A 26,088-nucleotide genomic window follows, 5' to 3' on the forward strand; every position below is an offset into this window, starting at 1 on the left:
GGAACCCACGCATGACCGACACCGTGCCGGACCGCGCGCAGCTCGTTGCCGCCTTGACCGACCAGTGGGACGCTCTGGCCCGGCTGGTGGACGGGCTCGACGAAACAGCCTGGCGGAAACCGTCGGCGCTGCCCGGCTGGACCGTCTTCGACGTGCTCGCCCACATCATCGGCACCGAATCCATCCTGCTCGGCGAACCCACCCCGGACCTCGACGTGACCGGCGAGCACATCCGCAACGACGTCGGCACGCTGAACGAGAAGTGGATCGAATCGCTGCGCCCGCTCACCGGACAGCAACTGCTGGAACGCTTCCGGGAGGTGACCGCGAAGCGCGCGCAGGCGCTGGCCGAGATCAGCCCGGAGCGCTGGGCCGAGGAACTGCCGACCCCGGTCGGCATGGCGTCCTACGGCCGGTTCATGCGCATCCGGCTCTTCGACTGCTGGATGCACGAGCACGATATCGCCGACGGCCTGGGCGTTTCCGTCGACGAAGGCGGCCCGCGGGCGGAAGCGGGATTCCCGGAACTGCTGACCGGATTGGGCCGCAGCGCGGTGAAAGGCGCGGGCGCACTGGACGGTGCGACCCTGACCATCGAGCTGACCGGCCCGGTCACCCGGAACCTGCACATCGCCGTGACCGGCAAGCGCGCGAATCTGGTGGAATCCCTGGACGATCCCGCCGACACCACCCTCAGCCTGGATTCCCGCCTCTTCGCGCGGTTCTGCGGCGGGCGTACCCTGTTCGCGGGGTCGAAGTGGAAATACGCGGTCGCCGGCGACTTCGACCTCGGTGAGCGGCTGGCCCACAGCCTGGCCTTCACCCTCTGACGCCGGTGCGATTATTCCTGTCCAGCTACCGATTCGGCGCCCACCAGCAGCGATTGCTCGACCTGGTGGGCGAGCCCGGCCGGGTCGCCGTCATCGCCAATGCCTGCGATGCCTGGCCCACCGCCTGGCAGAGCGCCGTCACCAGCGACCTGTATCCCTTGCGCCGCGCGGGTTTCCAGCCGGAGGTACTGGACCTGCGTGACTTCGTCGGCCGTCCCGCCGAAGTGGAGCAGGCCCTCGCCGCGTACCCGCTGCTCTGGGTCCGCGGCGGCAATACCTTCGTGCTGCGCGCCCAGCTGGCCCGCAGCGGAGCCGATCTCGCCTTGCAGCGCCTGCTGGCTGCCGACGCCCTGGTCTACGCCGGTTACAGCGCCGGCGCCTGCGTCATGACCCCCGACCTGCACGGTCTCGAATCCGCCGACGACCCCGCCGAGGTCCGCACCGCCTGCGGCATCGAACCCCGTTGGGACGGACTGGGTCTGGTCGGCAAGCGCATCGTCCCCCACCTCGACTCACCCACCGAGCCGGAAGGCCTGTCCCGGAAACTGGTGCGCCAGTTCACCGCCGAGGGAATCCCGCACTGGGCCCTCACCGACGACCATGTCGTACTGGTCGACAACAGCGGCGGCGCACCCGTTTTGCTGACATAGCAGAACGCCCGCGCACTCGAGGAGTGCGCGGGCGTCGTCTCTGGGGTTTCAGGGGCTTGGCCCCTGAGCGTTATGAGAGTTGTTACTTTCCGTTGTGGCGCAAGCCGTGTCCGAGCGCGACGGCGGCGGCGGCGAACGCGCCGACGGCCAGCACCGCGAAGCTCGCCACGTAGGCGTTCACGGTCGGCACCTGGGTGTGCGCGATGACGTGCGCCGACAGGATCGAGGCCGTGATCGCGCCGGCGATACTGCCGCCGGCCGTACGCACCAGCGAGTTGATGCCGGAGGCGATGCCGGATTCGCTCATCGGCACATGCTGTACGGCCAGGGTGCCCAGCGCCGCGTAGGCGATGCCGAAACCGGTGCCCTGCAGGATGTTCGCGATGATCATGTCGTAGCCGTGATCATGCGAGAAGGTCAGCCAGCCCATGGAAAGTCCCGCGAACATGGACCCGATGGCCAGCGTGTAGGCGGGCCCGATCTTGGCGGCGATCTTGCCGGTATTGAACGAGAAGAACGTCATGAGCACGGCGCTGGGAATGCCGTACAACCCCACCGAGAGCACCGACCCGGAAAGCCCGTATCCGACCTTGTCCGAAGGGGTCTGGATGAAGTTCGAGATCAGCGTGAACGATCCGAACAGCGCGAATCCGAGCGTGGCCGAGGCGATATTGGCGGACAGCGACTGCGGTCCGACCAGCAGTTGCAGCCGCACCAGCGGCTGCGCGACCTTGAGCTCCACCAGCACCCAGATAACGGTGAGCGCGACGGCGCCCGCGAACAGTCCGATGACCGAGCCGGAGGTCCAGCCCCAGCGCGGGCCTTCGCTGATGCCGAGCAGCAGGCAGATCAGCAGTCCGGCGAGCAGTGCCGCGCCGAGGAAGTCGGGCTTACCGCCGTGCCGCACGCCATTGTTCTTGGCGCTGAACTGGATCAGCACGACCGCGACCACGCCGAGGCCCGCGGTCATCCAGAAGACCGGGTGCGGATCGGTGGTGTGGTTGGCGATGACGCCGGTGATGAGCAGGCCGACCGTGCCGCCGACGCCCATGGTGCCGGACACGATGCCGATGGCGCTGACCAGTCGTTCGCGCGGGAAGGTATCGCGAATCATGCCGATGGCCAAGGGAATCATGGCCGAGGAGATGCCCTGCAGCGAGCGGCCGATGATGTAGACGCCGAGCGTGTCGGCGAGGGCGCAGACCACCGAGCCGATGATGAGCACGGTCATGGCGACCATGACCATGGGCTTCTTGCCGTACATATCGCCGAAGCGGGACAGCAGGGGAGTGAAGACCGCGCCGGTGAGCAGTGCGGCGGTGAACAGCCAGGTGACACCGGAGACGTCGGTGTGCAGCTGGACGATCATCCGCGGCAGCAGCGGGATCACCACTGTCTGCTGCAGTGATACGACCAGACCGGCCGCGGACAGGGCGAGCAGGGTCAGGCCGAGATGGGCCTGGGGGCGGTCGTCCGTCTTGCTGGTGGAGACCTGACCGCTTGCGGTCGTAGTCATGCTGGCAATCCTCTTTGGTTTACTTACCAAAATTAAGTAAATGGGTTTCGTAAGATAACCACATGCCGCATCCGGAATCCACCCCAGCCAGTCCAGTGGACGCAGGTCATATCGTGGAACTGGAGCGCGCGCTGGCCCGGGTCGCGTACCTGCTGACCCGCGTCCGCCGCCACGAACAGGCGCTCACGCAATGCGGTGTGCAGATGGATCGGGCAAGCGTTCCGCTCATGCGGCTGCTCGCCGATTCCCCGGAACCGCTACGCCTCGGCGAACTCGCCACGCGACTGGATGTGGAGGCCCCGCACGTGAGCCGCCAGATCCAGCGACTGGAACGCGCCGGCTACATCGAACGCGTCGCCGACCCCGCCGACCGTCGCGCCCAGCGCGTCAGCCCCACCGTCGAAGGCCGCCGCGCCGTGGACGCCGTCCGGGATGTACTGCGCGGCTGGATGCAAGAAGCCTTGTCGGACTGGACCTCCGAGGACCTGAAGGCCCTCGCGGTCCTCAATCACCGCATGGTCGACGCCTTCCTGGACCACGCCGAGGTCAACGGCGACGACGGCGCCACCGCCCGCGATCGGCCCCGCCGCTGATCACCCGGCGGTCTCGACCCCTGCGCTTCGCTTCCCGGCGGTAGCAGTGCCCACGGCGCGAGCCCCGATGGCGCACAACACCATTGCCACCAGCGGCACCAGCATGGCCGTGGTGAGCGGCACCAGCTTGTTGATCCACCCGATGATGGCCGGCCCCGCGAGCAACCCGACATAGCCGAGCCCGAACACCCGCGACATATCCGTCGCATGCGCCGCCGACCCCAGATTCCCCGCGGCCGAGAACACCTGCGGCACACAACCGGACAACCCGATCCCGCACAATGCCCACCCCGCCAGCGTCAACGGCAACCACCCACTGGCCACGACGAGCGCGAACCCGATCGCCGCCAGCGCGGTTCCCCACCGCACCACGGCAACCCGCCCGACCCGCCCACTCGCCCGATCCGCACAGAACCGCCCACCCGTCATCGTCAGCGAGAACCCCGCATAAGCCAGCCCAGCCGTCGCAACCCCCACATCCAGCCGATCCCGCAACTGCAGCGCACTCCAATCCGCCGCCACCCCTTCGGCCATCAGCAACGCGAACGCAATCCCCCCGAGCGCCAGCACTTTCCGCGTGGAACCCTGAGACCCGCGTCGGGGCCTCCGCCACCCGCGGCGGAGTCTCGGTCCGACAAGTCTGTCGCGCTTGCAATCGGCAATCGCGCTGCTCTTTCGTTCCGACGCGGTGCCGAGCGGCTCTGCGGCCTGCTCGGCATCCGTGTTGTGCTGCGGCTCCGAACATCCCGTGGCGCATGCGGACGAGCGCTCCGCTGCTCCCGGCGGAGTGCTTCCTGTGTGTGGTGGCAGCCGCTCGATCGTGCCGCGCGCCGGGTTCGTCGTGGGTAATGGCATGGCGGCGGCCGGTGCTGGCACCGAATTCGTTGTGCGTGTTCCGGATCCGGCGTGGCCGAGGAGGCGTGGGGTGGCGAGGGCGGTGATGGTGAGGCCGAGGAGGGTGAAGAGGGGGAGGGTGAGGTGGGTGGTCCAGCCGAGTTGCTGGGTGGCGGCGCCGGCCGCGGAACCGAGGAAGCCGCCGCAGGAGAAGAAGGCGTGGAAGGCGGACATGATGGGGCGCGGGTAGGCGCGTTCGACGTGGACTGCCTGGGCGTTCATGGAGACGTCGAGGGCGCCGTTGCCGAAACCGAAGGCGGCCAGGGCCAGGGCGAGGGTGGCGGTGGAGCCGGCGAAGGCGGGGCCCAGCAGGGCGAGGGAGAGTTCGAGGGCGGCGGCGGTGGTGAGGGCGCGGCTGCCGAAGCGGTCGGCCAGTGGACCGGCGGCCTGCATGCCCACGATGGCGCACCCTGCCATGAGCAGGATGAGCATGCCCAGCGTGGTGTGCGAGGTCCCGGTCCGTTCGGTCACGGCCGGAATGTGGACGATCCAGACGGCGGCCAGCATCCCGTTCAGTCCGAACACTGCGAACAAGGCGGCACGGGCGCGTCGGGTACGCGGAGCGAGCGTCGTAACGGCCATCGGTACGACGGTACCGGGCGGACCCGGCAGCTCCACGTTCCCCCGGCCCGTCACGACAGCGTCGGCATGGCGGGCCGGAGTCCGAATCGTGTGTAGTACAATCTTTTTCGCCTTCCAGTGTATTCCCGGGCACGGACAGGTTATGCCTGCGCCGGGACCGCCCAGGCCCCCGAATCCGCCACCGCGCGGGCATAGTCGGCGAAGTCCCGCGGCGCCCGCCCGAGCGCCCGCTGCACCCCGTCCGCGGTGGCCGAATTGCGCCCGTCCAGCACGGTGCCGAACAGGTAGTCCAGCAGGCTGATCTCATCGGCGGGCACCCCGTACGAGGTGAGCGCCGCCGCGAAATCCGTTCGCGGCACGGGAATGTACGCGATCTCCCGCCCCGTCGCCGCGGCGATCGCCCCGACCGCCTCGGCGAAGGTGAGGGCGCGCGGCCCGGTCAGCTCGTACACCTGCCCGCCGTGCCGCCGCTCGGTCAGCGCCGCCACCGCGACATCGGCGATATCGTCGACGTCCACGAAGGGTTCCGGCACCTCACCCGCCGGCAGCGCCACCTCCCCGGCCAGGATGTACTCGGCGAAGGCCCCCTCGTCGAAGTTCTGCGCGAACCAGGAGCACCGCACGACGGTCCACTCCAGCCCCGAATCCCGCACGATCGCTTCACATTCCAGCGCCTCCGGCTCGCCGCGCCCGGACAGCAGCACCAGCCGCCGCACCCCGGACACCTTGGCGAGCGCGGTGAAGGCCTGAATGTCGGAGGGCGCGCCGGGCACGGCCAGATCCGGCTGGTAGGCGAGGTAGACGGCGTCGACGCCGGCGAGGGCCGCCGCCCAGGTGCCGCGGTCGGTCCAGTCGAAGGGAACGGCCGCGGACCGCGAGCCGGGCCGCACGGTGACGCCGCGGGCGGTCAGCCGGGCGGCGACCCGGCTGCCGGTCTTTCCGGTGGCGCCCAGGACGAGAACGGTGTTTGCGCTGGTAGCAATGTGTTTCGTGGTCATGAACCAAGTACACCCGCCGGGCTCGTGATCGAACATGGTTGAGAAGCGCCCGGGCATTTGCCATCGTCTTTGTATGGATGCGTTGGCCAGCCTGCTCGAAGGACCACGAGCACGGGCGGCGTTCGTCATGCGCTCGTCGTTCGACCCACCCTGGTCCCTTCGAATTCGCGACGAGGCGCCACTGACCCTGGTGGCCGTGGCGCGCGGCGGCGGCTGGATCGTGCCGGACCCGAAGGGCGGCAAACCGGTTGCGCCGCGGCAGTTGCGGGGCGGTGATATCGCGGTGTTCCGCGGCCCCGACCACTACACCATTGCGGACGATCCGGGCACCGCGCCGCAGGCCATCATTCACCCCGGCCAGATCACCACCACCCCCGACGGCGAAGTGCTGTGCGAGACACTGAGTCTCGGCGTCCGCAACTGGGGCACCAACGCCGATGCGGACACCGTCCTGGTGACCGGCACCTACGAGCACGAATCGGCAGCCAGCCGCCGCCTGCTACGCGCGCTACCCCCGATCGCCGTGCTCGGCCGCGGCGAAATCGATTCGCGGGTACTGGATCTGCTGGTGGAGGAGGCCGCCAAGGATCTGCCCGCACAGGGCGTCATGCTGGACCGCCTGCTCGACCTGCTGCTCATCGCGACCCTGCGGGCCTGGTTCTCCCGGGAGGACGCCCCGGCCTGGTATCACGCCTACGCCGATCCGCTGGTCGGCCGGGCCTTGCGGCTCATGCAGCACAATCCCGCGCACGCCTGGACGGTGGCTTCCCTCGCGGCCGAGGTCGGCGTGTCCCGCGCCGCGCTGGCCAGGCGTTTCACCGAACTGGTCGGCGAGCCGCCCATGTCCTTCCTCACCGATTGGCGGCTCGCCCTGGCCGCCGACCTGCTGCACGAATCCGACGCCACCCTCGAGGCCATCGCCCGCCGGGTGGGTTACGGCAGCGCCTTCGCCCTGAGCACGGCCTTCAAACGCCACTACGGCCTCAGCCCGCGCGACCACCGCAACGCCGACCAGCGCGCTGGGTTTGATCTGCCCTCCGCTTCGCTCCGGGCGGGTTCGCGGCCCTGAACGTCTCGTTCTTCCCTCCCTCCGCTCCTCCAAGGCGCAGGTCTATGGAGCCGTGCGCTCCCCCGCTCCAAGGCGGAGGTCTATTCCAGCCGCAGTCCAGAACGAGACGGGCCGCGAACCTTGCAAGTGCTGCCGCTATCGTCGGCACGGTGACGCAGGACGATGAATACCCGGTGCTCTGGCCGATGCCCACGCGATGGGCCGACAACGATCACTACGGTCACGTGAACAACGTGACCTATTACGCGTACTTCGACACCGCGGTGAACGCCTGGTTGATCCATGCGACCGGCACCGACATCCGGGATCTGCCGGCCATCGGCATCGTCGCGGAGACGTCCTGCAAGTTCCTGGACTCGCTGAGCTTCCCGGACATGCTGAAGGTCGGTATTCGCATCAAACGTCTCGGCAAGTCGAGCATCAGCTATGAGCTCGCCATCTTCCGGGACACCGGCGACGACCTGCATCTGGCCGCCACCGGCACCTTCGTCCACGTCTACGTCGACAACGAGACCCGCAAGCCGATCCCGATCCCGGCCGTCATCCGGGCCGCCGCCGAACCGCTGGTGGTAGTCCCCGTCGAGGGCTAGACCTTCCCGAGCAGAATCATCGGATCCTCCAGCAGCGCGGCCACACTCGCGAGGAATCGGGAGCCCTGTTCCCCGTCGATCAGCCGGTGATCGAAGCTCATGCCCAGCGTGGTCACCCAGCGCACCGCGAGCTCGTCGCGATGCACCCACGGCCGCTTGCGGATCGAGCCCAGGCACAGGATGGCCGCTTCGCCCGGATTCACCATCGGCACACCGGCATCCACACCGAACACGCCCACATTGCTGATGGTGAACGTGCCACCGGTCAGATCCGCCGGCGTGGCCGTGCCCGAGCGCGCCGTGCCCGCGGCCCGGCTGATCTCCAGGCACAGATCGCGCAGGCTCATGGTCTGCGCTTCCTTCAGATTCGGCACCAGCAGCCCGCGCTCACTGGCCACCGCGATGCCCAGGTTCACGTAGTGCTTGACGACGATCTGCTGATTCTCGTCGTCCCAGTACGAATTGAGTTCCGGGAATTCGTGCAGCGCCACCAGCGCCGCCTTGGCCACCAGCGCCAGCGGCGTGAGCGACAGCCCCTGGAACGAGGACGTGGCCCGCAGATGATCCAGCAGCTCCATCGACCCGGTGAAATCCGTGGTCACGAACGTGCTCGCCTGCGGAATGTGCTGCGCGCTGGCCACCATGGCCGCCGCGGTCCGCTTGCGGATTCCCGCGATGGGCGTGCGGGTTTCGCGTTCGGACGGCGTCCTCCGGGCCGTCCCGACCGGGGTCACCGGTGGCACGGTGTGGATCGGGATGTGCTCGCTCCCGGCCAGCGGCTCCCGCGGCGTACTGAATCCTCGTTGCGCCCCGTGCAGATCCTCCACGGTCACGGCGCCGTCGGGTCCGGTGCCGAGCACGGCCGCGAGATCGATGCCGATCTCGCGCGCCAGCTTCCGGGCGGCGGGCGTGGCGGCGGGTCGTCCGGCCGGCGACGGCAGTCGCCGCCCGAGATCACCTGCCGCCCCGGCGATTCCGCGTGCGGGCGTGTCGATGGCCGTACCCCCGGCCCCGCGCCCGATGGTGTCACCGCCCGCCGCATTGGTTCCCCACGCGGCTGCCGCCGCGCTCGCGGCGTTCCCGGGCGCGGCGAGCGACGCGGCGTTCGATTCACCCTCTGCCGCTGCGTTTCCGAGGGTGACCGAGTTGTCCGGTTCAGTGCCGGCCGGTCCGGTGGCGGCTCGGGTCGCGTCGTTCTTGGCGGCGGCCGCACGGGCGCGCCGCGAAACCGTCTCATTGTCCGGGCCGTAGCCGACGAGGACGGCCTGCCGCTGGGCGGGCGCCGCTCCGGCGTCGGCGTCCGTGCCGATCCGGATGAGGGGCGCGCCCACCGGTACCGTCTCGCCGGGTTGCGCGAGTAGCTCGAGCACGGTGCCCGCGTACGGGGAGGGCAGCGCCACCTGAGCTTTCGCGGTTTCGACCTCGGCGATGGTCTGGTTCAACGTCACCGTATCGCCGACTTTCACCGCCCACGACACCAATTCGGCATCGACCAGGCCCTCGCCGAGATCGGGCAAACGGAATTCCATGACGTGCTGCTGATCTTCCACCGAGCGTCCTCCGAAGGTGACCGTCAGGCTGCGAGCGTGCGATCGACCGCGGCGAGAATGCGGTCGGGGTCGGGCAGGTGGTGCTTTTCGAGTTTAGCCGGGGGATAGGGGATGTCGAAGCCGCCGACGCGCATGACGGGCGCTTCCAATTGATAGAAGCACCTTTCGGTGATGCGCGCCGCGATTTCCGCTCCCAATCCTCCGAATACGGGCGCCTCATGGGTGATGATGAGCCGTCCGGTCCTGCGCACCGACGCCTCGATGGTGTCGAAGTCGATGGGTGAGAGACTGCGCAGATCGATGACCTCCAGCGAATGGCCTTCGGCGGCAGCGATATCGGCCGCGGTCAGCGCGGTGGCGACGGTGCCGCCGTAGGCGACCACGGTGGCGTCCTCGCCGCTGGTGCAGACGCGGGCCATGTCCAGCGGCAGCCCGCCGTCCCGGTCCAGCGCGTCGAAATCCACGTCGTCCCGGTCCCGGTAGCGGCGCTTGGGCTCGAAGTAGATGACCGGATCGTCGAGCGCGACGGCCTGCCGCATCATGAGATACGCGTCGGCCGGATTGCTCGGCGACACGACCCGCAAACCGGCCGTGTGCGCGAAATAGGCTTCCGGCGATTCGGAATGGTGTTCTACTGATCCGATGCCGCCGCCGAACGGAATGCGAATGGTGATCGGCGCGACCACCTTTCCCTGTGTCCGATAGTGAATCTTGGCCACCTGGCACACGATCTGGTCGAATGCCGGATACACGAATCCGTCGAACTGTATTTCACATACCGGCCGCAGTCCGCGCAATGCCATTCCGAAAGCCGTTCCGATGATGCCGGATTCGGCCAGCGGCGTGTCGATGACCCGGTGATGCCCGAAATCCTTCTGCAGCGTGTCGGTCACCCGGAAGACGCCGCCCAACCGGCCGATGTCCTCACCCATCAGCACCACCTTGGTATCGTCCTCCAAAGCCCGGCGCAGTCCGAGGTTGATGGCGCCCGCGAAAGTCGTCTTCATGATTGGGCTCCTTCCAGGTGGGCCTCGTGTTCCAGGTAGGCCGCGTACTCGCGGCGCTCTTCCTCGATCAGCCGGTGCGGCGTGGCGTAGACGTGGTCGAACAGCCGCATGGGTTCGGGATCCGGCATGCCGAGCGTGGCACTGCGCAGCCGGGCCGCCACCTCGTCGGCGCGGATCACCACATCCTGTTCGAAGTCGCTGTCCCACATGCCTTCCCGCTCCAGCAGCCGGCGCAGCCGGTCGATGGGATCGCGGCGCCGCCAGAGCTCGAGTTCGGCCGGTTCGCGGTAGCGGGTGGGGTCGTCGGCGGTGGTGTGCGGGCCCATCCGGTAGGTGATGGCCTCGATGAACGAGGGCCCGCCGCCGGACCGCGCCCGGATCAGTGCCTGCCGCGTCACCGCCAGCACGGCGAGGGCGTCGTTGCCGTCGACCTGGACGCTCGGAATGCCGTAGCCGAGGGCGCGGCGCGCGATCGGGGTAGCGCTCTGGACCCGCACCGGCGCGCTGATGGCCCAGTGATTGTTCTGGCAGAAGAACACCACGGGCGCACTCCAGCTCGCGGCGAAGCCGAGCGCTTCGGCGATATCGCCCTGACTGGTGGCCCCGTCGCCGAAGTAGGCGATGGTGGCGATCTCGGCGCCCTCCAGATGGGCGGCGTAGGCGTATCCGGTGGCGTGTAATCCCTGGGCGCCCACCACGATCGCCGGATTGGTCATCCGCACGGCGTCGGCGTCCCAGCAGGAGTGGGCGGCGCCGCGCCAGAGCGTGGTCAGCTGCTCGGGCGGTACCCCGCGGCAGTAGGCGACGCCGGCCTCGCGGTAGCTGCAGAAGACGTAATCATCGGGCTGCAAGGCGTGGGCGGAACCGATCTGCGCGGCCTCCTGGCCCAGCAGCGGCGGCCACAATCCGAGCTGGCCCTGTCGTTGCAATGCGGTGGCCTCGGTATCGATGCGCCGGGCCACGGTCATATCCGTGAACATGGCGCGCAATCGCCCGGCATCGACGTCCGCGACGAGCGGGGCGTGCACTCGGTCGAGTACGCGGCGGCCGTCGGGCTGTACGAGTTGCACCGGATAGGTGTTCTTCTCGGCCATGGGTATCGCCTCCTGAGCACCGGGGTTGCCGGCTCGTCAGTCACCCGTATTGATTACGGGCTTTCAAATGCGCTCGTTGTGCCGGGGGATTGTGTCCCGTGAGCAACCCGATGTGTCCTGTATCACCCAGCATCCTCCATCGAGCGATCTGCGCAAGCAACTGGCGACATACTGTGCAGAATGCGCGGTAGGAGGGGTGTCCGGCGTGTCATACTGCCCCTCGTGAGCAGTAGGGAACCCGTGAACGGGCCATTGGACTCGACCGATGCCAGGCTGTTGCTGGAACTGGTGGCCAATCCCCGCGCGACCGGTGTGGAACTGGCCGCGCGCCTGGGTCTCTCCCGCAATACCGTGCAGGCCAGATTGGCCCGCTGGGATGCGAACGGGGTGCTGGCCAGCTTCGAACGCCGGGTCGATCCGCGGGCCATCGGCTATCCGCTGGCGGCGTTCGTTGCAGTGGTGGTGGATCAGCATCGGCTGGATGCCGTGGTGGCCGAACTGGCCCGGATTCCGGAGGTCACCGAGGTCTGCGGCACCACCGGGCCCACCGATCTGATGGTCCGCGTGGTCGCACAGGACGCCGACAATCTGTACCGGGTCACCGGCGCGATCCTGAAGATTCCGGGCGTGGAACGCACCAACATGTCCCTGGTCATGCAGTCGTTCGTGGGCCCGCGCACGGCGCAGCTGCTCGACGTCGATTGATCCGGCCACCCGAAATCGATTAATTCAGGCCAGTTTCGGGCGATTGGCCACAGACCCGGGGCCAACTGGACCGGGACGATGACCCGATGAGCACCACGAGCAGTCCCGCCGCCGAGCGTCCGGCCACGGCGGGCATCGGCCAGCCGATCGGGGCCGGCATCGTCACCGCCCTGGTCGGATTCACCAGCTCGTTCGCGGTGGTACTGGCGGGTCTGAACGCCATGGGAGCGACTGCGGCACAGGCGGCTTCGGGCCTGCTCGCGGTGAGCGTCACGCAGGGCGCGGGCATGCTGCTGCTGTGCCGGCGCTACCGCATGCCGATCACACTGGCCTGGTCCACGCCCGGCGCCGCGCTGCTGGCGAGCACCGGCGCGGTGGCGGGCGGCTGGCATGCGGCGGTGGGCGCGTTCGTGGTGGCGGGACTGCTGATCGTGCTGACCGGGTTCTGGCAGCGGCTGGGCGCGCTCATCGCCGCGATCCCGGTGGAGATCGCGCAGGCCATGCTGGCGGGCGTGCTGCTGCCCATGTGCCTGGCACCCGTCAAGGCGCTGCAGGTGAGCCCCGCGGTGGTGGTGCCGACCGTGGTCACCTGGCTGGTGCTGCAGAAGTTCGCGCCGCGCTGGGCGGTACTGGCCGCCTTCGCCGTGGCGGCCGCGGGTGCGGGCATCGATATTGCCGTCACGCACCGGCACCTGGACGTGGCCGCGATGGTGCCGCGCGTGGAATTGACTGTGCCGCACTGGAGTTGGCAGGCCATCATCGGCGTGGCGGTGCCGCTGTACATCGTCACCATGGCCGCGCAGAACATTCCGGGCACGGCGGTCATGGCCTCGTTCGGCTATCGGGTGCCGTGGCGCGCCGCCATGGCGGTCACCGGCCTCGGCACCATCATCGGCGCCCCCGCGGGCGGTCACGCCATCAACCTGGCCGCCATCAGCGCCGCCCTCTCGGCCGGGCCTTCCGCTCATCCGGATCCGAAACGACGCTGGATCGCCGCGAGCACCGCCGGCTTGACCTACCTGGTCCTGGCCCTGGCCTCCGGCGCCCTGGTCACTCTGGTGGCCACCGCCCCGAAGGGCGTGCTGGAAACCGTTGCGGGCCTGGCCCTCATCGCCACCCTCGCGGGCGCCCTGACCGCCGCCCTCGCCCCCGCCGACCACCGCCTCTCGGCGGCGCTGACCTTCCTGGTCGCGGCCTCGGGCGTCACCCTCCTCGGCATCGGCGCCGCCTTCTGGGCCCTGGTGGCCGGCCTCCTCGTCCGCTGGCTGCTCCGCCCCGCCCCCGCGAAACCGGATGGCGCGAGCCTCGCCGCCGCCGAGCCGGATGGCGTGGGCCCAGCGCGCGTGAAGTCGGATGGCGTGAGTCCAGCGCCCGTGAACTCGGATGGCGTGGGCTCGAGCCCCGTGAAGTCGGATGGAGCGAGCCCAACCCCCGCGATGTCGAATGGTGTGGGCACGGGTCCGGCGATGTCCGATGCCGGGGGCTCCCGCGCTGCGAGTACCGATGCCGCGAAGGCGGGTGTACCGAGGTTCGGAGAGACGGAGTCCGATACGGCGACATCGGATCCTGCGGGGGCGGAGGCGGTGAGCTCTGAGGCGTAGGGGCGGCGCGGGTTTCGGGGCGGGTCGCCTGCGGGGTGGGGGCGGGCTGCGTAGGGTGGGGAGGTTGACGTAATGGGTTGGGGGGATTCGGCGAGGAGGAGTTGGCTTGAGCGCGGTGTTGATCTCGGCCGAGGAACTGCGAGAGCTGCTGGACGACGGGGATTCCCGGGTGCGACTGCTGGATGTGCGGTGGGCCCTGGGCGATCCCGACGGACCCCAGCACTATCTGGACGGGCACCTGCCCGGCGCGGTGTTCGTCGACATGGAAACCGAGCTGGCCGACCCGGCCTCCACCGCCAAGGGCCGCCACCCGCTGCCCGAACTGGCCCACCTGCAGAAGTGCGTCCGCAGCTGGGGCGTCCGCACCGGTGACACCGTGGTGGCCTACGACGCCACCGGCGGCCTGGCCGCCGCCCGGGCCTGGTGGCTGCTGCGCTGGGCCGGACTGTCCGACGTGCGCATCCTGAACGGCGGCCTGCCCGCCTGGGAGCGCGCCGGCGGCAAGATCGTCGCCGGTGAGGAACCCGATCCCGAGCCCGGCACCGTGGTGCTGACCCCCGGCAACATGCCGACCATCGACGCCGACGGCGCCGCCGGCTGGAACGGCGTACTGCTGGATGCCCGCGCCGGTGAGCGCTACCGCGGCGAGACCGAGCCGATCGACCCGCGCGCCGGCCACATTCCGGGCGCGCACAGTGCCCCCACCGCCGAAAACCTCACGGCCGACGGAACTTTCAAGGGCGTCGAGGAATTGCGTGCCCGCTTCGCCGCATTCGGGCCGGGACCGGTCGCCGTCTACTGCGGTTCGGGTGTGACCGCCGCCCATCAGGTGGCCGCGCTCGCGGAAGCGGGTATCGACGCCGCGCTGTACCCGGGCTCCTGGTCGCAGTGGTCGAACGACCCCAAGCGCCCCGCCGCGACCGGAGCCACTCCGTAGACTAGGCCGGCTTGACGGCCGTCAGGATGGCGGTGGCGAAGCGGTTGGTGCGAAACTCCAGCTGCTCGAAACCCAACTGCCGCAACGGTTCCTGATACTGGCGGATGTCGATGACCGACGCCGGGTCCGCGCCGTGATCATGACCGTGGCCGTGCTCGTGGCCATGGGAGTGGTTGTGGTCGTGCTGCTGCTGTGCGGCGCGCCGGGCGACCCGGAGGGCGACCCGCCGCGCCATCACACCGACCAGCGCGCCCAGCACCTCATCGGTGGGATGCGCGTCGGCGAGCAGTAGCCGCCCGCCGGGCCGCAGCATGCGGAACATCCCGGCCAGGGCCGTCTTTCGCTCGGGTTCGGGAATGTGGTGCATGACGTAGGTCGCGGTCACCACGTCGAAGGAAGCATCCTCCGCCGAAATCGCCTGCGCCGAGCCGACTTCGAACCGGATAGCGGCCGGCGCGTGCTTCCGCGCGTAGTCGATCATCGGCCCGGACGGATCCACGCCCAGTACCCGCCCCTGCGGTCCGACCCGCTCGGCCAGCGCCGCGGCCAGCCGTCCGGGCCCGCAGCCGATATCGATGGCGTGGTCCCCGGGCCGGGCCCCGCTGGCGGCGGCCAGTTCGCGCCGCAGCGTCCGGTCCCGGCCCAGGAAGTAGAGCGTGGTCATCAGGACGTAGCGCCGCGGCCAGGTGATCAGCTCGCCGATTTCGGCGGTTTCGCGGGCCGGGGCTTGTTTGTCGTATGTCATGTGGCCAATCATCGAAGTGTGGAAAAGCCCAGGCCAGACGCAGAATCCGGATTTCCGTCCGTTTCCGCACAGAACGGCGGGAACTGTGCGGAAACCGCGGCCGCCCCGGACCGCCGGGTGCGCCGCACCCGCATGGCCCTGCACATGGCCCTGATGGGGCTCATGAAGCAGCGCCCCTACGAGCGGATCACGGTGCAGGACATCATCGATCGCGCCGATGTGGGCCGGTCCACCTTCTACGCGCACTACCGCGACAAGGACGATCTGCTCATGGTCGGCTGCGCCGAGCACATGCGCGGGGTGATCTCCGCCGAACTCGCGGCCTGGACCGGCGAGCCCCCGCTGCTGGCCCCGATCGAGATCATGTTCCGGCTCTCCGCCGAGAATCCGGAGATCTACCGCCCGCTGGTCGGCCAGCGCGCGAACGCGACCGTGCTGCGCTCGATGCAGCGCACCTACGCCGAGCTGCTGGCCGAACATCTCGGCCCGCGGCTGCACCTGGCGCCCGAGGACCTGGACGCGACCGTCACTTTCCTGTCATGGGGCCTTTTCGGCCTGCAGGAGGCGGTGATCGATCCGCACCGGCCGATGACCGCCGTACAGGCATACCACCACCTGGGCCGGCTATGGGCAGGCTCGGGCTACGCGCTGCAGCGCGGATCGGTCGCCCGCGGTGACGGGTAGGCCGTAGCGGGCCGCCGCGGTCAGATACTTGCCCGCGTAGAAGCAGTGGTAGGCGCGGGCGGGCGGCAGCCAGTCCGCGGGTGTCCGATCGCCCTTGTCCTCGTTGGTCTTTCCGTCGACGGCCAGCAGATTGACGTCGATGTCATTGGCGAAGCGGACCCGGCGTTCCAGCGGCCAGCCGGACGCGCCCATATCCCAGGCGGCGGCCAGCGGATACACATGATCGATCTGCACCGCCTTGGCATCGCCGCGCGCGAAGCCGATACGCCGCCCGGTGTACGGATCCTGCAGCGTGCCGGCGGACACCACGCAGGTACTTCCGGCCCGGAACGTCACCCCCGTGAGCTGCCGGGCCAGCACGGTATTTCGACTGTCGCAGCCGTCGTGCCCGCCCGGCCCGTCGTGATCGTCGGTCCACGCGGGCCCGAACACACAGCCCTGCCCCGCCGAGCAGCCCCGTTCGTAGCCGCCCGGCCGCGGCCGCGACGGCACCACCCGGATCCGAGTCAGTAACTGTTCCAGCTGAATTCGGCTCGGACTCCCCGGCGCAGGCGTGACGAACCCGATGGCATCGCACGCGATACCCCCGAGCAGCAACGCGATACCGACCACCACGACCGCCGCGAACCGCGCGGTGACCACCCGGACGGTGATCGACCGCGGGATCGCGCGAGCAGGAGCCGCGCACGCCGGAGCATACGAGCTGGACGGAGCGCCCTTGGGCCACACCGGATTACATGTACTCGCTCACCGCGCGTCGCTGACGCGCTTCCGCAACTTCGCACCCCTCTCGAGGGGTGCGAAGTGCGGTGTGGCCTGCCTAGAGCCAAGCGTGGGCCAAAAGGTCGTCCGCCGCGGTTTCGGAGAGTTGCGGTGGGAAACGCATGGCCGCAATGGATTCGGCATGCGCTCCGTCATGACCGATGAGCCATGCCCCGCCCCGCTCCTCGCATTCGGCGATCTTCGCGAAGGTGGTGAGCAGGAAGGTGATGGCGTCGCGCGGGTCGGCGGTTCGCGCCAGCCGCTGTGATTCACCGGGCCGGGACAGATCCAGCCACACCCCGGACTGGCCGTCCAGGCGCATGTCCACGATCTTGCTGGTGTCCACGAAAGTGAATTTCCGCCGTTCCCATTGTGTTGTCGGCGTGAAGCTCTGCTCGAGCACCTGGAGCAGAATCGTCATCTTCACGGCCTCCCTACGGTATCGAAAGTGCCACGGCTCCGGCTCGAGTCGCGGTTGATTGTTGGGTGTTCCCCCGCTTCGGCGTCACTGAACGCCACTCGGCGTTGAGCACAGCAAACACCGCCGAATGCGGTGACCTGCGGATATATCCAGTATTCTCCGGATCCGATCAAAAATGAAGACCCGGCAGGGGTGGTGATTTGCCGGATTGCCGTTCGATGACGGAACGGGGCCGCGCAGCGGTGTCGGTGCGGGCTGCTTGGATGGTCTGATGCTGCACGGACTGTGGTCGCCGGGATCGGGATTGGTGCTCTGGCACGACCCCGAGACCAGCGGCGATGCGGCCGGGGTGCCGGAGCCGCTGGGGGCCATCCTGCACACGGCCAAGTTCCGGCACCAGGCGGAGGTACTGGTTCCGGGCCCGTACGGGCCGGAGAAGGCGAAGGTCCGCGCGCACGCGCTCGCGCCCGATTCGGCGGCGCGGGTGCTGCTGCAGACCCTGCCCCGCGCGGCGGCCGCAGGAGATTTGCGGTTCCTCTCGCATGTGGCGCGCGGGGTGGATCGCTGGGCGGGCGCGGGCCGCGTCGTGCCGGAGGTGCGGCGTGACGACGGCGAATGGTGGGTGCGCTGGCGACTGCTCGGCGGTCAGCGGCAGCGGGCCTGGCTGGCCGAACTCGCCGTGGCCATGCCCGCGGCACTGAAGGTCGCGGGCCGGCCTTCCGCGCTGCTGGAGGACCTGATCGGCGAACTCGCGGACCCCATCACGCGCCTGCGCCTCGCCCGGTACCCGGCATTGGCCCTGCCGGACGCGGAAGCGGCGGGGTCGCGGGCGCATCCGCTGGTCGCGGCGTTGCTCGAGGGCGGGCCGGTGGAGTCCGGCTCGCATCGGCTGGCGGCGGTGCTGGACGACTGGCGGACCAGCCTGACGGCCGACGAGCCGGACCTGGTGCTGCGCTTGCTGGAACCGGCCGAGGAGGACGCGTCCGGGCTGTGGCGGCTGGAGGTGTGCCTGCGGGTGGAGGGCGAGGCGCCGCAACCGGTGCTGCTGCCCGGCGATCCGCATCTGGTGCGCATTGCGGGGGAGAAGCTGGCGGCGGCCAAGCAGGCGTACCCGCGCTTGCGGGACCTGCCCGGTGACGCCCGCAGCATGGATCTCTTCCTGCCCACCGAGGTCGTGATGGATCTGGTGGCGCACGGCGCGAATTCCTTGCAGGGCATGGGGATTCGCCTGATGCTGCCGCGGGCCTGGCGGATCGCGGCGCCGACCATGAAGTTGAAGGTGCAGAGCCCCGCCGCCACCGAGACCGCGGTGGGATTGCAGGGCCTGGTGTCCTTCCGCTGGGAACTGGCCCTCGGCGATATCGTGCTGTCCCCGGCCGAGATGTCCCGGCTGGTGCAGGCGAAATCGGATCTGGTGCAGGTGCGCGGCGAATGGGTGCAGGCCGACCATCGCATGCTGGCCGCCGCCGCGGACTATGTGTCCGCCCGCACGGACGGCACCGAGACCACCATCGGCGCCCTCTTCGCCGAGCTCGCCGCCCACCCGGTGCTCGGCGTCCCGCTCGAGGAGGTCAGCGCGACCGGTTGGGCCGCACAGCTTTTCGACGGTGAACGCACCATCGAACCGGTCCCGGACCCGGCCGGTCTGAAGGCCCAGCTGCGGCCCTATCAGCAGCGCGGACTGAGCTGGCTGGCCACCATGAGCCGGCTCGGCTGCGGCGCCGTGCTGGCCGACGATATGGGCCTCGGCAAGACCATCCAGGTCCTCGCGCTGCTGCTCCACGAGCGCGAGAACTTCCGTCCCGGATCGGTGGCGGGAGTCGGGCCCACTCTCTTGGTGTGCCCGATGTCGGTGGTGGGCAACTGGCAGCGGGAGGCCGAGAAGTTCGCGCCGGACCTGCGGGTGCTGGTGCATCACGGGGCCGGGCGGCGGTCCGGGACGGAACTCGATGCGGCGGTGCGGGATTCGGATCTGGTCGTCACCACCTACGCCCTGCTGGCGCGAGATGTGGAGGAGCTGAAGGAACAGCACTGGCAGCGAGTCGTGCTGGACGAGGCGCAGCACATCAAGAACGCCGGCACGCGGCAGGCCCGCGCGGCGCGGCAGGTGCAGGCGCGACATCGGCTGGCGCTCACCGGAACTCCGGTGGAGAACCGGCTGGAGGAACTGCGGTCCATCCTGGACTTCGCCAATCCGAAACTGCTGGGGCGGCCCAAGGACTTCCACGCCCGCTTCGCGGTGCCGATCGAACGGGAACAGGACGAGAACGCGCTGAAGCGGTTGCGCGCGATCACCTCGCCGTTCGTCCTGCGCCGGGTGAAGACCGATCCGCAGGTGATCTCCGATCTCCCGGAGAAGATCGAGATGACGGTGCGGGCCAACCTCACCGTGGAGCAGGCCGCGCTGTATCAGGCGGTGCTGGACGATATGTCGGCCAAGCTGAAGTCCGCGGAGGGCATGGAGCGCAAGGGCGCGGTGCTGGCCGCGCTCACCCGGCTCAAGCAGGTGTGCAATCACCCGGCGCACTACCTCGGCGACGGTTCCACGCTGCTGCGCCGCGGCCACCATCGGTCCGGGAAGCTGGCGCTGGTGGAGGACATTCTGGAGTCGGTCATCGCGGACGGTGAACGGGCGCTGCTGTTCACCCAGTTCGCGGAGTTCGGCACCATGCTCGCCCCCTACCTGTCCGAGCGTTTCGGCTCGGAGGTGCCCTTCCTGCACGGCGGTGTCTCCAAGACGCGCCGCGACGCCATGGTCACCGGCTTCCAGGAGGAGGAAGGCGCACCCCTCATGCTGCTGTCCCTGAAGGCCGGCGGGACGGGCCTGAACCTGACGGCCGCCAATCATGTGGTGCACCTGGATCGCTGGTGGAATCCGGCGGTGGAGAACCAGGCCACCGACCGCGCCTTCCGCATCGGCCAGCGCCGGGACGTCCAGGTCCGCAAGCTGGTGTGCGTCGACACCATCGAGGAGCGGGTGGACGACATGCTGAAGGGCAAGAGCCGGCTCGCCGACCTCACCGTCAGCTCCGGCGAGAAGTGGATCACCGAGCTCAGCAATGACGAACTCCGTGAGCTCTTCGCGCTCGGCGCCGAGGCGGTGGGCGAATGAGGAACCACATGGACTTCTCGGAGTTCGGTCCGCGCCGCCCGGTGCGGGGCGGCGTGCAGGCGCGCAGTCAGCGGGGCGCGGCCTTCGCACGAACCTGGTGGGGGCGTTCGTTTCTGGAGTCGGTCGAGAAGGTCGCGGATCAGGGGCGGCTGACGCGTGGGCGGTCGTATGCGCGGACCGGCCAGGTGGTGAGTTACCGGCTGGAGCCGGGCGCGGTGAGCGCGGAGGTGCAGGGCAGTCAGCCGCGCCCGTTCATCTCGGTACTGACCATGCGGCAGCTGCGCGACGATCGCCTGGACGAGCTCGTCGATCTGGTGCGCGGGACCCCCGGCATGCTGGGCGAGATCGCCGCCGGGGCGCTGCCGCACACGCTGGGCCCGCTGCTCTTGCCCACCACCGCATCGGAATTGGACTTCTCCTGCACTTGCCCCGACCACGGCTGGCCCTGCAAGCATGTGGCCGCGGTCTGCTACGTCATCGCCGAACGCCTGGACGAGCGGCCCAAGGACCTGCTGACCCTGCGCGGCGTCGAACTGGACGCCCTCATCGGCAGCGTCCAACAGGACTCGGCCGCAACGGATTCCGGCGACCTCTACGGCGCGGAGCCGACCCTCCCCGCCCTGCCCAAGCCCGACTTCCGCCCCGCCCCCGAGGATCTCGACGCCGTCCTCCTCCGCCAGGCCCTCCGCATGACCGCCGAAGACGAACCCACCACGGCTTCCGGCCTCCGCCACCTCCGCGCCCTCTATCGCGCCCTGGACGATTGATCACCGGGCACTCATCGCGGCGACACGCCGTCGAGCGCCGCGATGAATGCCCGGTGATCAGCTGATCAGCTCGCGGTGGCGCGCGTCGCCGGCGTGTCGGCGGTGCGGCGGCGGCCTGCCTTCTCGAAGCTGTAGTCGGTCAGGCTGAAATGGGCCGCACGCCAGGCGGCTTCGGGCGTGGACATGGCGCGCAGCGGGACGTCGCCGTTCTTGTCGAAGTAGTAGCTGTTGGCCAGGGCGCAGCTGTCCTGCCAGAACACCTGGGTGCCGCGGCGGCTCAGCATCTCCTGGAAGTAGCGGTCGTTGGCCTCCTGGGTGACCTCGATCCGGGTCGCGGCGCGGCGGCGGGCCTGGCGGAGCAGGCGCAGGATGTGCGTGGTCTGCATTTCGATGAGCGTGAAATACGAGGCGCCGTTGTAGCCGTACGGGCCGATGATGGTGAAGAAGTTGGGGAAGCCGGGCACGCTGACACCCTCGTAGGCCTGCAGCCGGCGGGTGTCCCACCAGTCCTCCAACCGGATGCCCTTGCTGCCGTGCAGGTCGAAGGTCGGCATATTGCCGGATTCCATGACCTTGAAGCCGGTGGCCATGATCAGCACGTCCACCTGGTGGTGAGCGCTCGTGGTGCGCAGGCCGGAGGCGGTGATCTCGGTGATGGGATCGGTCTCCAGCGTGACGTTCTCGCGATTGAAGGTCTTCAGGTAGTCATTGGAGAACGACGGGCGTTTGCAGCCGAGCGCGTACTCGGGCGTGAGCTTCGCCCGCACCTCCGGATCCTCCACTTGGTCGCGTAGATGAGCCAGTCCGGTGCGCTCGCCGACCTTCGACATGGGCAGCACCTTGTAGTAGTGCGCCGCGAGCGGGAAGGTGATCTCCACGAAAGCCTGGCTCAGCCAGCGGGTCAGCAGCTGTCCGCCGGGCAGCCGCATGAGCGTGCGGGCCGCCGACGGCATGGGCGCGTCCGGGCGCGGCAGGCACCAGATCGGGGTGCGCTGGAAGACCACCAGTTCCGACACCTCGGAAGCGATCTCCGGAATCACCTGGATGGCCGAGGCGCCGGTGCCGATGATCCCGACCCGTTTGCCGCGCAGATCGACGCCGTGATCCCAGCGCGCGGTGTGCATGGTGATGCCCCGGAAGCGTTCGGCGCCCGGGATTTCCGGCAGTTTCGGCCGGGTCAGCACCCCGGTCGCGCCGATGAGATAGCGGCAGGTGAGTTCGTCGCCGTCGGAGGTGCGCACCCGCCACAGGTGCAGGGCGTCGTCGAAATCGGCGCGGGAGATGGTGGTGCTGAAGCGGATTCGCGGGCGCAGCCCGTACTTCTGCACGCAGTACTCGGCATACGCCTTGAGTTCCCGCCCGGGCGCGTACACCCGGGACCAGTTGGGCCGCTGTTCGAACGAGTACTGGTAGCTGAACGACGGAATGTCCACGGCGATACCGGGATACGTGTTCCAATGCCATGTCCCGCCCACCCCGTCGGCCTCGTCGATCATGACGAAGTCGTCGAATCCGGCCTTGCGCAGGGCGATGGCGGTGCCGATCCCGGAGAATCCGGCCCCGACGATGATGATCTCGTGATCCACCACGGTGCTGTTCACGGTGTGTCCTCCGCGTAGATGATGCAGTCCACCCGATGCTCGATGCCGTCCACGGTGCGAATACCGAGGGGTGCGAGCCGGGCGATGGGCCAGGTGACGAGGCGGCAGTTCGGCTGCCGCAGGGCGCGGTAGTAGTGACTGTGCAGCCGCAGCCCGGCCGCGGTGTCCGGGGTGAGTTGCCGCCGCCGCCACGAATCGCCGACCTGTACCCGGAGATTCGCGGCCGCGACCCGCCGCAGCACGTGCCCGCCCACCCGGCCGGCAAGAGCGGCCGCGAACCCCGTACCGATCCCGAGCCACGCAGTGTCGATCCGGCGGTCGGTGGTGCCGGCGCTGCTGCTCGCCGGCTCGGTGGCGCCGGTGCTGCGGCCCGCTGGGGCGGTGCGGTGACTCGCCGGGACAGCGCGGCGATTCGCTGAGGCGCCGATGCGGGCTGCGCTGCCGGCCGGGTGCGGTGCCGCCTCGGTGGTGAGCGCATCGAGGAGAGGTGGCGCGGTCGCCGCCGGTAGTGGGCCCACCAGATCTTTGGGCAGCAGCCGGAGCAGGGGCCGCACACCGGGGAGCGGTGGCGTGGGCAGGACCCAGACCGGATCGTGTTGGAACACCGTCACTTTGCGGGCTCGCGCCGCTACGGGCGGTAGCACCCTGGCCACCGCCGCGCCGCTGCCGACCACGGCGACGTGCAATCCCCGCAGCTCGAGGGCGCCGCGCCAGCGTGTGCAGTGGAATTGCGGCCCGCCGTAGCCGCTCTCGCGCACCCTGCCGGAATTGCCCCGGCGCAGTGGCGCGGTCATTTCGCCACCGGCTCGTAGGTGAGTTCCTCGGACCAGGACGGGGTGCGGCCGAGGATGCGGACCGGGAAGTGGTCGATGGCCTTGTTGAGGGCGTCGTTGATGCCCTGGATGGGCTGCAGTTTGTTGATGGTCGCGCGGCCGTGCAGCCGTACGATGTGGAACAACGGCAGGCGTTTGATATCCGGCGCGCGTTCGCCCGCCTTCTCGTAGCGCCGCACGGCATTCCAGAGTTTCTCCTCGTCCAGCCCCATCGCCATGATGTTGGTGGACATGCGGGACAGCAGCGGTGTGTACAGCAGTGCGCCCATCAGCAGGGTAGGCCGCAGGGCGTAACCCGCCGATTCGATGGCGATCCGGCGTGCGGGTCCCGCGCCGAGTTGTTCGAGCACCTGGAAGCCGACGGCCAGGTGCCGGGATTCGTCGCTGTTGATGTGCCGGAACACCTCGTGGCACAACGGATCCTGCACCTCGTCGAGCAGGAATTTCACCAGCGCCCCGTCCAGCGCGCATTCCAGGGACGGAATGACGGTGCCGAGCACGGGCAGCGAGAGACTGTCGCCGTAGCGGTCCAGCCATTGGATGACGAGCCGGATGTTCTTGTTGGGCACCGGCATCGCGTCGCCGCGCAGCATGCCCCACCGCCGCATGAGCGCGAGCTCGGCATTGGCGTGCTTCTGTTCCTCGGCGTGGAAGTACCGGTAGATCTCCTCGAGCGGCCCGTCGGGTGCGCGCAGCGTGAGGGCGGCGAAACCGCGCGCGCCCACGTGTTCGATCCACACCAGGTCGGCCATGAATTTCGTGAGGCCGGGCCGTTGCTCGTCGGTGATGAGGTCGGCTCCGGGGGCGTCCCAGTCGAGGTCGGCCAGGGCCCACTGCCGATCCTTGATCGTGGTGAGCATGTCGGAATATGCGAACGCCATTGTTCAACTCCTTGTTGCTGCGTGCTACCGCACGGTCGTGCCGCGAACTACCGCACCAGCCGCTCCAGCAGTCCGGCGGCGCGGGTGTAGGGCTCGGGGAGCAGTCGTTTGGACTGCCAGATCAACTTGGCCTCGAGTTGCGGGACCACGTACAGCTGGCCGCGGTCCACGGCGTCGAGGGTGGCGCGGGCGATGCCGGCGGGCGGGCGTCCGGTCCAGCGGATGAGGCGGTCGCCCCATTTCTCGATGCCGGGGTCGCCGAGCGAAACGCCTTCCAGGATATTGGTTTTCACGCCGGTGGGGCACAGGGCGGTGACGGTCACGCCGGTGCCGGCCAGTTCGGCGGAAAGGGTCTCGGACAGGGCCAGCACGCCGGCCTTGCTCACGTTGTAGGCGGCCATGCGGGGCGCCGAGCCGAAGGCGGCGGCGGAAGCGGTATTGACGATCGATCCGTGCCCGGCCGCGCGCAGGCGGGGTGCGAAGACATGGCAGCCGTGGATGACGCCCCACAGGTTGATGTCGAGCACCTGATGCCATTCGGACAATGGCGTATCGCCGATGAGGGCGCCGCCGCGGCCGATGCCGGCATTGTTCACCACGATGTCGGCGGTCTTGCCGAACCATTGTTCGGCGGCGTCGGCGAGTGCGGTGACCTGGTCCAGGCTGCTCACATCGCAGACGGCGTCGAAGGCCTTGCCGCCGGTGGCGGTGACGAGTTCGACTGTCTCGCGGGCTCTTCCGGCGTCGATATCGGAGCAGATCACCCGCCCGCCGCGCCGTCCGAGCTCGATGGCGAAGGCCCGGCCGATGCCGCTGCCGGCGCCGGTCACCACCGCGTCGGCGTGCTGGGTGCGGCGAGTGCCGCCGAAGGGATTGAGACGCATGGGAACTCCCGGGGGGTGTGCATCCGGCAGTCAAGTGGTGGCATGTGCCACCATTGGCCGCACCTGCCACCAATTAGGCGCGTGGTGCGGTATTTTGTCAACCATGGACGTGCACGCAGTCCCGTCTTCGCAACAGCACGGTGACCCGGCCGCCGCCAAGCGGAACGGCACCTGGGGCGGCCGTACCCAGGCGGAACGCCGCACCGAACGCCGCACCCGCATCATCGACGCGGCCCTCGCCGTCTGGCTCGAAAACGGCTGGGCGGCAGTCACCATGCGCGGCGTCTGCACCCGCGCCGGCCTCAACGACCGCTACTTCTACGAGCACTTCGCCGACCGCGACGAACTACTGGGCGCGGTCTGGGACGAGGTCTGCTTCCACGTCTTCGGCGAACTCTCCGCCGTCTTCGCCGAACACCTCGGCGAACCCCCGCTCGACATCCTGCACCTGGCCATCGCCCGGGCGGTCGCCCTGCAATCGGAAGGCCCCGCCCGCATCCTCTTCGGCGATCACGCCGGCAGCCGCATCCTCGAGGAACGCCGCAAGACCACCCTCACCGAGGCCACCGACTTCCTCATCGCCACCGGCCGCCCCTACCTGCGCCCCGGCGTCGACGAATCCGACCTCCGGATGGGCACTCTCATGGGCATCGGCGGTTTCACCGAACTCCTCACCGCCTGGCGCACCGGCACCATCGCCACCGACGCCCCGCACATCATCGACCACGTCACCCGCACCGCCCGCCTCATGGGCGCCCAGTACCTGGCCTTCCCGGACTGAG

At 69.2% G+C, this 26,088-nt stretch carries 24 protein-coding genes and 1 pseudogene; 12 read left to right on the top strand and 13 right to left on the bottom strand.

Annotated features, from left to right (window positions below; translation table 11 throughout):
- Positions 1-11 precede the first annotated feature (11 nt).
- Positions 12-830, top strand: coding sequence for a maleylpyruvate isomerase family mycothiol-dependent enzyme (locus ACH438_RS19325; RefSeq protein ID WP_397006971.1), 819 nt, complete (start codon positions 12-14; stop codon positions 828-830).
- Positions 831-835: 5 nt separating this feature from the next.
- The gene (locus ACH438_RS19330) at positions 836-1,480 is read left to right on the top strand and encodes a Type 1 glutamine amidotransferase-like domain-containing protein (protein ID WP_397006973.1); all 645 of its coding nucleotides are present in this window, start codon (positions 836-838) and stop codon (positions 1,478-1,480) included.
- Between the two features lie 82 nt (positions 1,481-1,562).
- On the opposite strand, the gene ACH438_RS19335 is transcribed toward ACH438_RS19330, so the two are convergent.
- Positions 1,563-2,996 (bottom strand): MFS transporter, encoded by a 1,434-nt coding sequence (locus tag ACH438_RS19335; RefSeq protein WP_397006975.1) that lies wholly within the window; start codon positions 2,994-2,996, stop codon positions 1,563-1,565.
- Positions 2,997-3,058: 62 nt separating this feature from the next.
- Here ACH438_RS19335 and ACH438_RS19340 point away from each other — a divergent pair, with 62 nt between their 5' ends.
- Positions 3,059-3,589: a MarR family winged helix-turn-helix transcriptional regulator gene (locus ACH438_RS19340; RefSeq protein ID WP_397006977.1), complete on the top strand. Its 531-nt coding sequence runs from the start codon at positions 3,059-3,061 to the stop codon at positions 3,587-3,589.
- On the opposite strand, the gene ACH438_RS19345 is transcribed toward ACH438_RS19340, so the two are convergent.
- Positions 3,590-5,065, bottom strand: coding sequence for an MFS transporter (locus ACH438_RS19345; RefSeq protein WP_397006979.1), 1,476 nt, complete (start codon positions 5,063-5,065; stop codon positions 3,590-3,592).
- Positions 5,066-5,205: 140 nt separating this feature from the next.
- Positions 5,206-6,063, bottom strand: coding sequence for an NAD(P)H-binding protein (locus ACH438_RS19350; RefSeq protein ID WP_397006981.1), 858 nt, complete (start codon positions 6,061-6,063; stop codon positions 5,206-5,208).
- Positions 6,064-6,136: 73 nt separating this feature from the next.
- Here ACH438_RS19350 and ACH438_RS19355 point away from each other — a divergent pair, with 73 nt between their 5' ends.
- Positions 6,137-7,132, top strand: coding sequence for a cupin domain-containing protein (locus ACH438_RS19355; RefSeq protein WP_397006983.1), 996 nt, complete (start codon positions 6,137-6,139; stop codon positions 7,130-7,132).
- 185 nt (positions 7,133-7,317) lie between these two features.
- Positions 7,318-7,722 carry an acyl-CoA thioesterase gene (locus tag ACH438_RS19360; RefSeq protein ID WP_397007145.1) on the top strand — a complete coding sequence of 135 codons (405 nt, stop codon included), beginning with the start codon at positions 7,318-7,320 and terminating at the stop codon, positions 7,720-7,722.
- Here ACH438_RS19360 and ACH438_RS19365 read toward each other — a convergent pair.
- The 3 genes from ACH438_RS19365 to pdhA are packed head-to-tail and all read right to left on the bottom strand — an operon-like array spanning position 7,719 to position 11,373.
- The gene (locus ACH438_RS19365) at positions 7,719-9,251 is read right to left on the bottom strand and encodes a dihydrolipoamide acetyltransferase family protein (RefSeq protein WP_397007147.1); all 1,533 of its coding nucleotides are present in this window, start codon (positions 9,249-9,251) and stop codon (positions 7,719-7,721) included. The two genes, ACH438_RS19360 and ACH438_RS19365, sit on opposite strands and share 4 nt — an antisense overlap.
- 44 nt (positions 9,252-9,295) lie before the next feature.
- Positions 9,296-10,279: an alpha-ketoacid dehydrogenase subunit beta gene (locus tag ACH438_RS19370; protein ID WP_397006985.1), complete on the bottom strand. Its 984-nt coding sequence runs from the start codon at positions 10,277-10,279 to the stop codon at positions 9,296-9,298.
- Positions 10,276-11,373, bottom strand: coding sequence for a pyruvate dehydrogenase (acetyl-transferring) E1 component subunit alpha (gene pdhA, locus ACH438_RS19375; protein ID WP_397006987.1), 1,098 nt, complete (start codon positions 11,371-11,373; stop codon positions 10,276-10,278). The genes ACH438_RS19370 and pdhA overlap by 4 nt, the downstream gene beginning before the upstream one ends.
- Before the next feature lie 222 nt (positions 11,374-11,595).
- Here pdhA and ACH438_RS19380 point away from each other — a divergent pair, with 222 nt between their 5' ends.
- The 3 genes and pseudogenes from ACH438_RS19380 to ACH438_RS19390 all read left to right on the top strand — a co-directional run bounded on the left by ACH438_RS19380 (position 11,596) and on the right by ACH438_RS19390 (position 14,616).
- Positions 11,596-12,078 carry an Lrp/AsnC family transcriptional regulator gene (locus tag ACH438_RS19380; RefSeq protein ID WP_397006989.1) on the top strand — a complete coding sequence of 161 codons (483 nt, stop codon included), beginning with the start codon at positions 11,596-11,598 and terminating at the stop codon, positions 12,076-12,078.
- An 86-nt stretch (positions 12,079-12,164) separates the two neighbouring features.
- Positions 12,165-13,349 (top strand): annotated as a pseudogene (locus tag ACH438_RS19385) (benzoate/H(+) symporter BenE family transporter); the annotation flags it as partial.
- A 436-nt stretch (positions 13,350-13,785) separates the two neighbouring features.
- Entirely contained in the window at positions 13,786-14,616 is an 831-nt protein-coding gene (locus ACH438_RS19390; protein ID WP_397006991.1) for a sulfurtransferase, read from the top strand.
- A gap of 1 nt (position 14,617) precedes the next feature.
- Here the strand turns inward: ACH438_RS19390 and ACH438_RS19395 are convergent, their stop codons facing one another.
- Entirely contained in the window at positions 14,618-15,361 is a 744-nt protein-coding gene (locus tag ACH438_RS19395) for a class I SAM-dependent methyltransferase (protein WP_397006993.1), read from the bottom strand.
- Between the two features lie 18 nt (positions 15,362-15,379).
- Between ACH438_RS19395 and ACH438_RS19400 the strand changes: the two genes are divergently transcribed.
- On the top strand, positions 15,380-16,045 hold the full coding sequence (locus ACH438_RS19400) for a TetR/AcrR family transcriptional regulator (protein WP_397006995.1): 666 nt from the start codon (positions 15,380-15,382) through the stop codon (positions 16,043-16,045).
- On the opposite strand, the gene ACH438_RS19405 is transcribed toward ACH438_RS19400, so the two are convergent.
- The gene (locus ACH438_RS19405; protein WP_397006997.1) at positions 15,986-16,687 is read right to left on the bottom strand and encodes an HNH endonuclease family protein; all 702 of its coding nucleotides are present in this window, start codon (positions 16,685-16,687) and stop codon (positions 15,986-15,988) included. The genes ACH438_RS19400 and ACH438_RS19405 overlap by 60 nt on opposite strands.
- Positions 16,688-16,865: 178 nt before the next feature.
- Complete coding sequence (locus ACH438_RS19410; protein WP_397006999.1) at positions 16,866-17,228, bottom strand: hypothetical protein; 363 nt, start codon at positions 17,226-17,228, stop codon at positions 16,866-16,868.
- A 271-nt stretch (positions 17,229-17,499) separates the two neighbouring features.
- Here ACH438_RS19410 and ACH438_RS19415 point away from each other — a divergent pair, with 271 nt between their 5' ends.
- Both ACH438_RS19415 and ACH438_RS19420 read left to right on the top strand, forming a co-directional pair.
- Positions 17,500-20,340, top strand: coding sequence for a DEAD/DEAH box helicase (locus tag ACH438_RS19415; protein WP_397007001.1), 2,841 nt, complete (start codon positions 17,500-17,502; stop codon positions 20,338-20,340).
- Positions 20,337-21,107, top strand: a complete 771-nt coding sequence (locus tag ACH438_RS19420; protein ID WP_397007003.1) for an SWIM zinc finger family protein — start codon at positions 20,337-20,339, stop codon at positions 21,105-21,107. The genes ACH438_RS19415 and ACH438_RS19420 overlap by 4 nt, the downstream gene beginning before the upstream one ends.
- Before the next feature lie 65 nt (positions 21,108-21,172).
- On the opposite strand, the gene ACH438_RS19425 is transcribed toward ACH438_RS19420, so the two are convergent.
- From ACH438_RS19425 to ACH438_RS19440, 4 genes are read right to left on the bottom strand one after another with little or no spacing between them, the layout of a single operon-like run.
- On the bottom strand, positions 21,173-22,708 hold the full coding sequence (locus ACH438_RS19425) for a flavin-containing monooxygenase (RefSeq protein ID WP_397007005.1): 1,536 nt from the start codon (positions 22,706-22,708) through the stop codon (positions 21,173-21,175).
- Complete coding sequence (locus tag ACH438_RS19430) at positions 22,705-23,502, bottom strand: hypothetical protein (protein WP_397007007.1); 798 nt, start codon at positions 23,500-23,502, stop codon at positions 22,705-22,707. The genes ACH438_RS19425 and ACH438_RS19430 overlap by 4 nt, the downstream gene beginning before the upstream one ends.
- On the bottom strand, positions 23,499-24,422 hold the full coding sequence (locus ACH438_RS19435) for a ferritin-like domain-containing protein (RefSeq protein WP_397007009.1): 924 nt from the start codon (positions 24,420-24,422) through the stop codon (positions 23,499-23,501). Before ACH438_RS19435 ends, ACH438_RS19430 begins: the two co-directional genes overlap by 4 nt.
- A gap of 47 nt (positions 24,423-24,469) precedes the next feature.
- Positions 24,470-25,306: an SDR family NAD(P)-dependent oxidoreductase gene (locus tag ACH438_RS19440; protein WP_397007011.1), complete on the bottom strand. Its 837-nt coding sequence runs from the start codon at positions 25,304-25,306 to the stop codon at positions 24,470-24,472.
- A gap of 103 nt (positions 25,307-25,409) precedes the next feature.
- On the opposite strand from ACH438_RS19440, the gene ACH438_RS19445 reads away from it, so the two are divergent.
- Positions 25,410-26,087 carry a TetR/AcrR family transcriptional regulator gene (locus ACH438_RS19445; protein ID WP_397007013.1) on the top strand — a complete coding sequence of 226 codons (678 nt, stop codon included), beginning with the start codon at positions 25,410-25,412 and terminating at the stop codon, positions 26,085-26,087.
- Position 26,088 lies beyond the last annotated feature (1 nt).

The sequence above is a fragment of the Nocardia sp. NPDC020380 genome (assembly GCF_044386975.1).
Lineage (GTDB): Bacteria > Actinomycetota > Actinomycetes > Mycobacteriales > Mycobacteriaceae > Nocardia.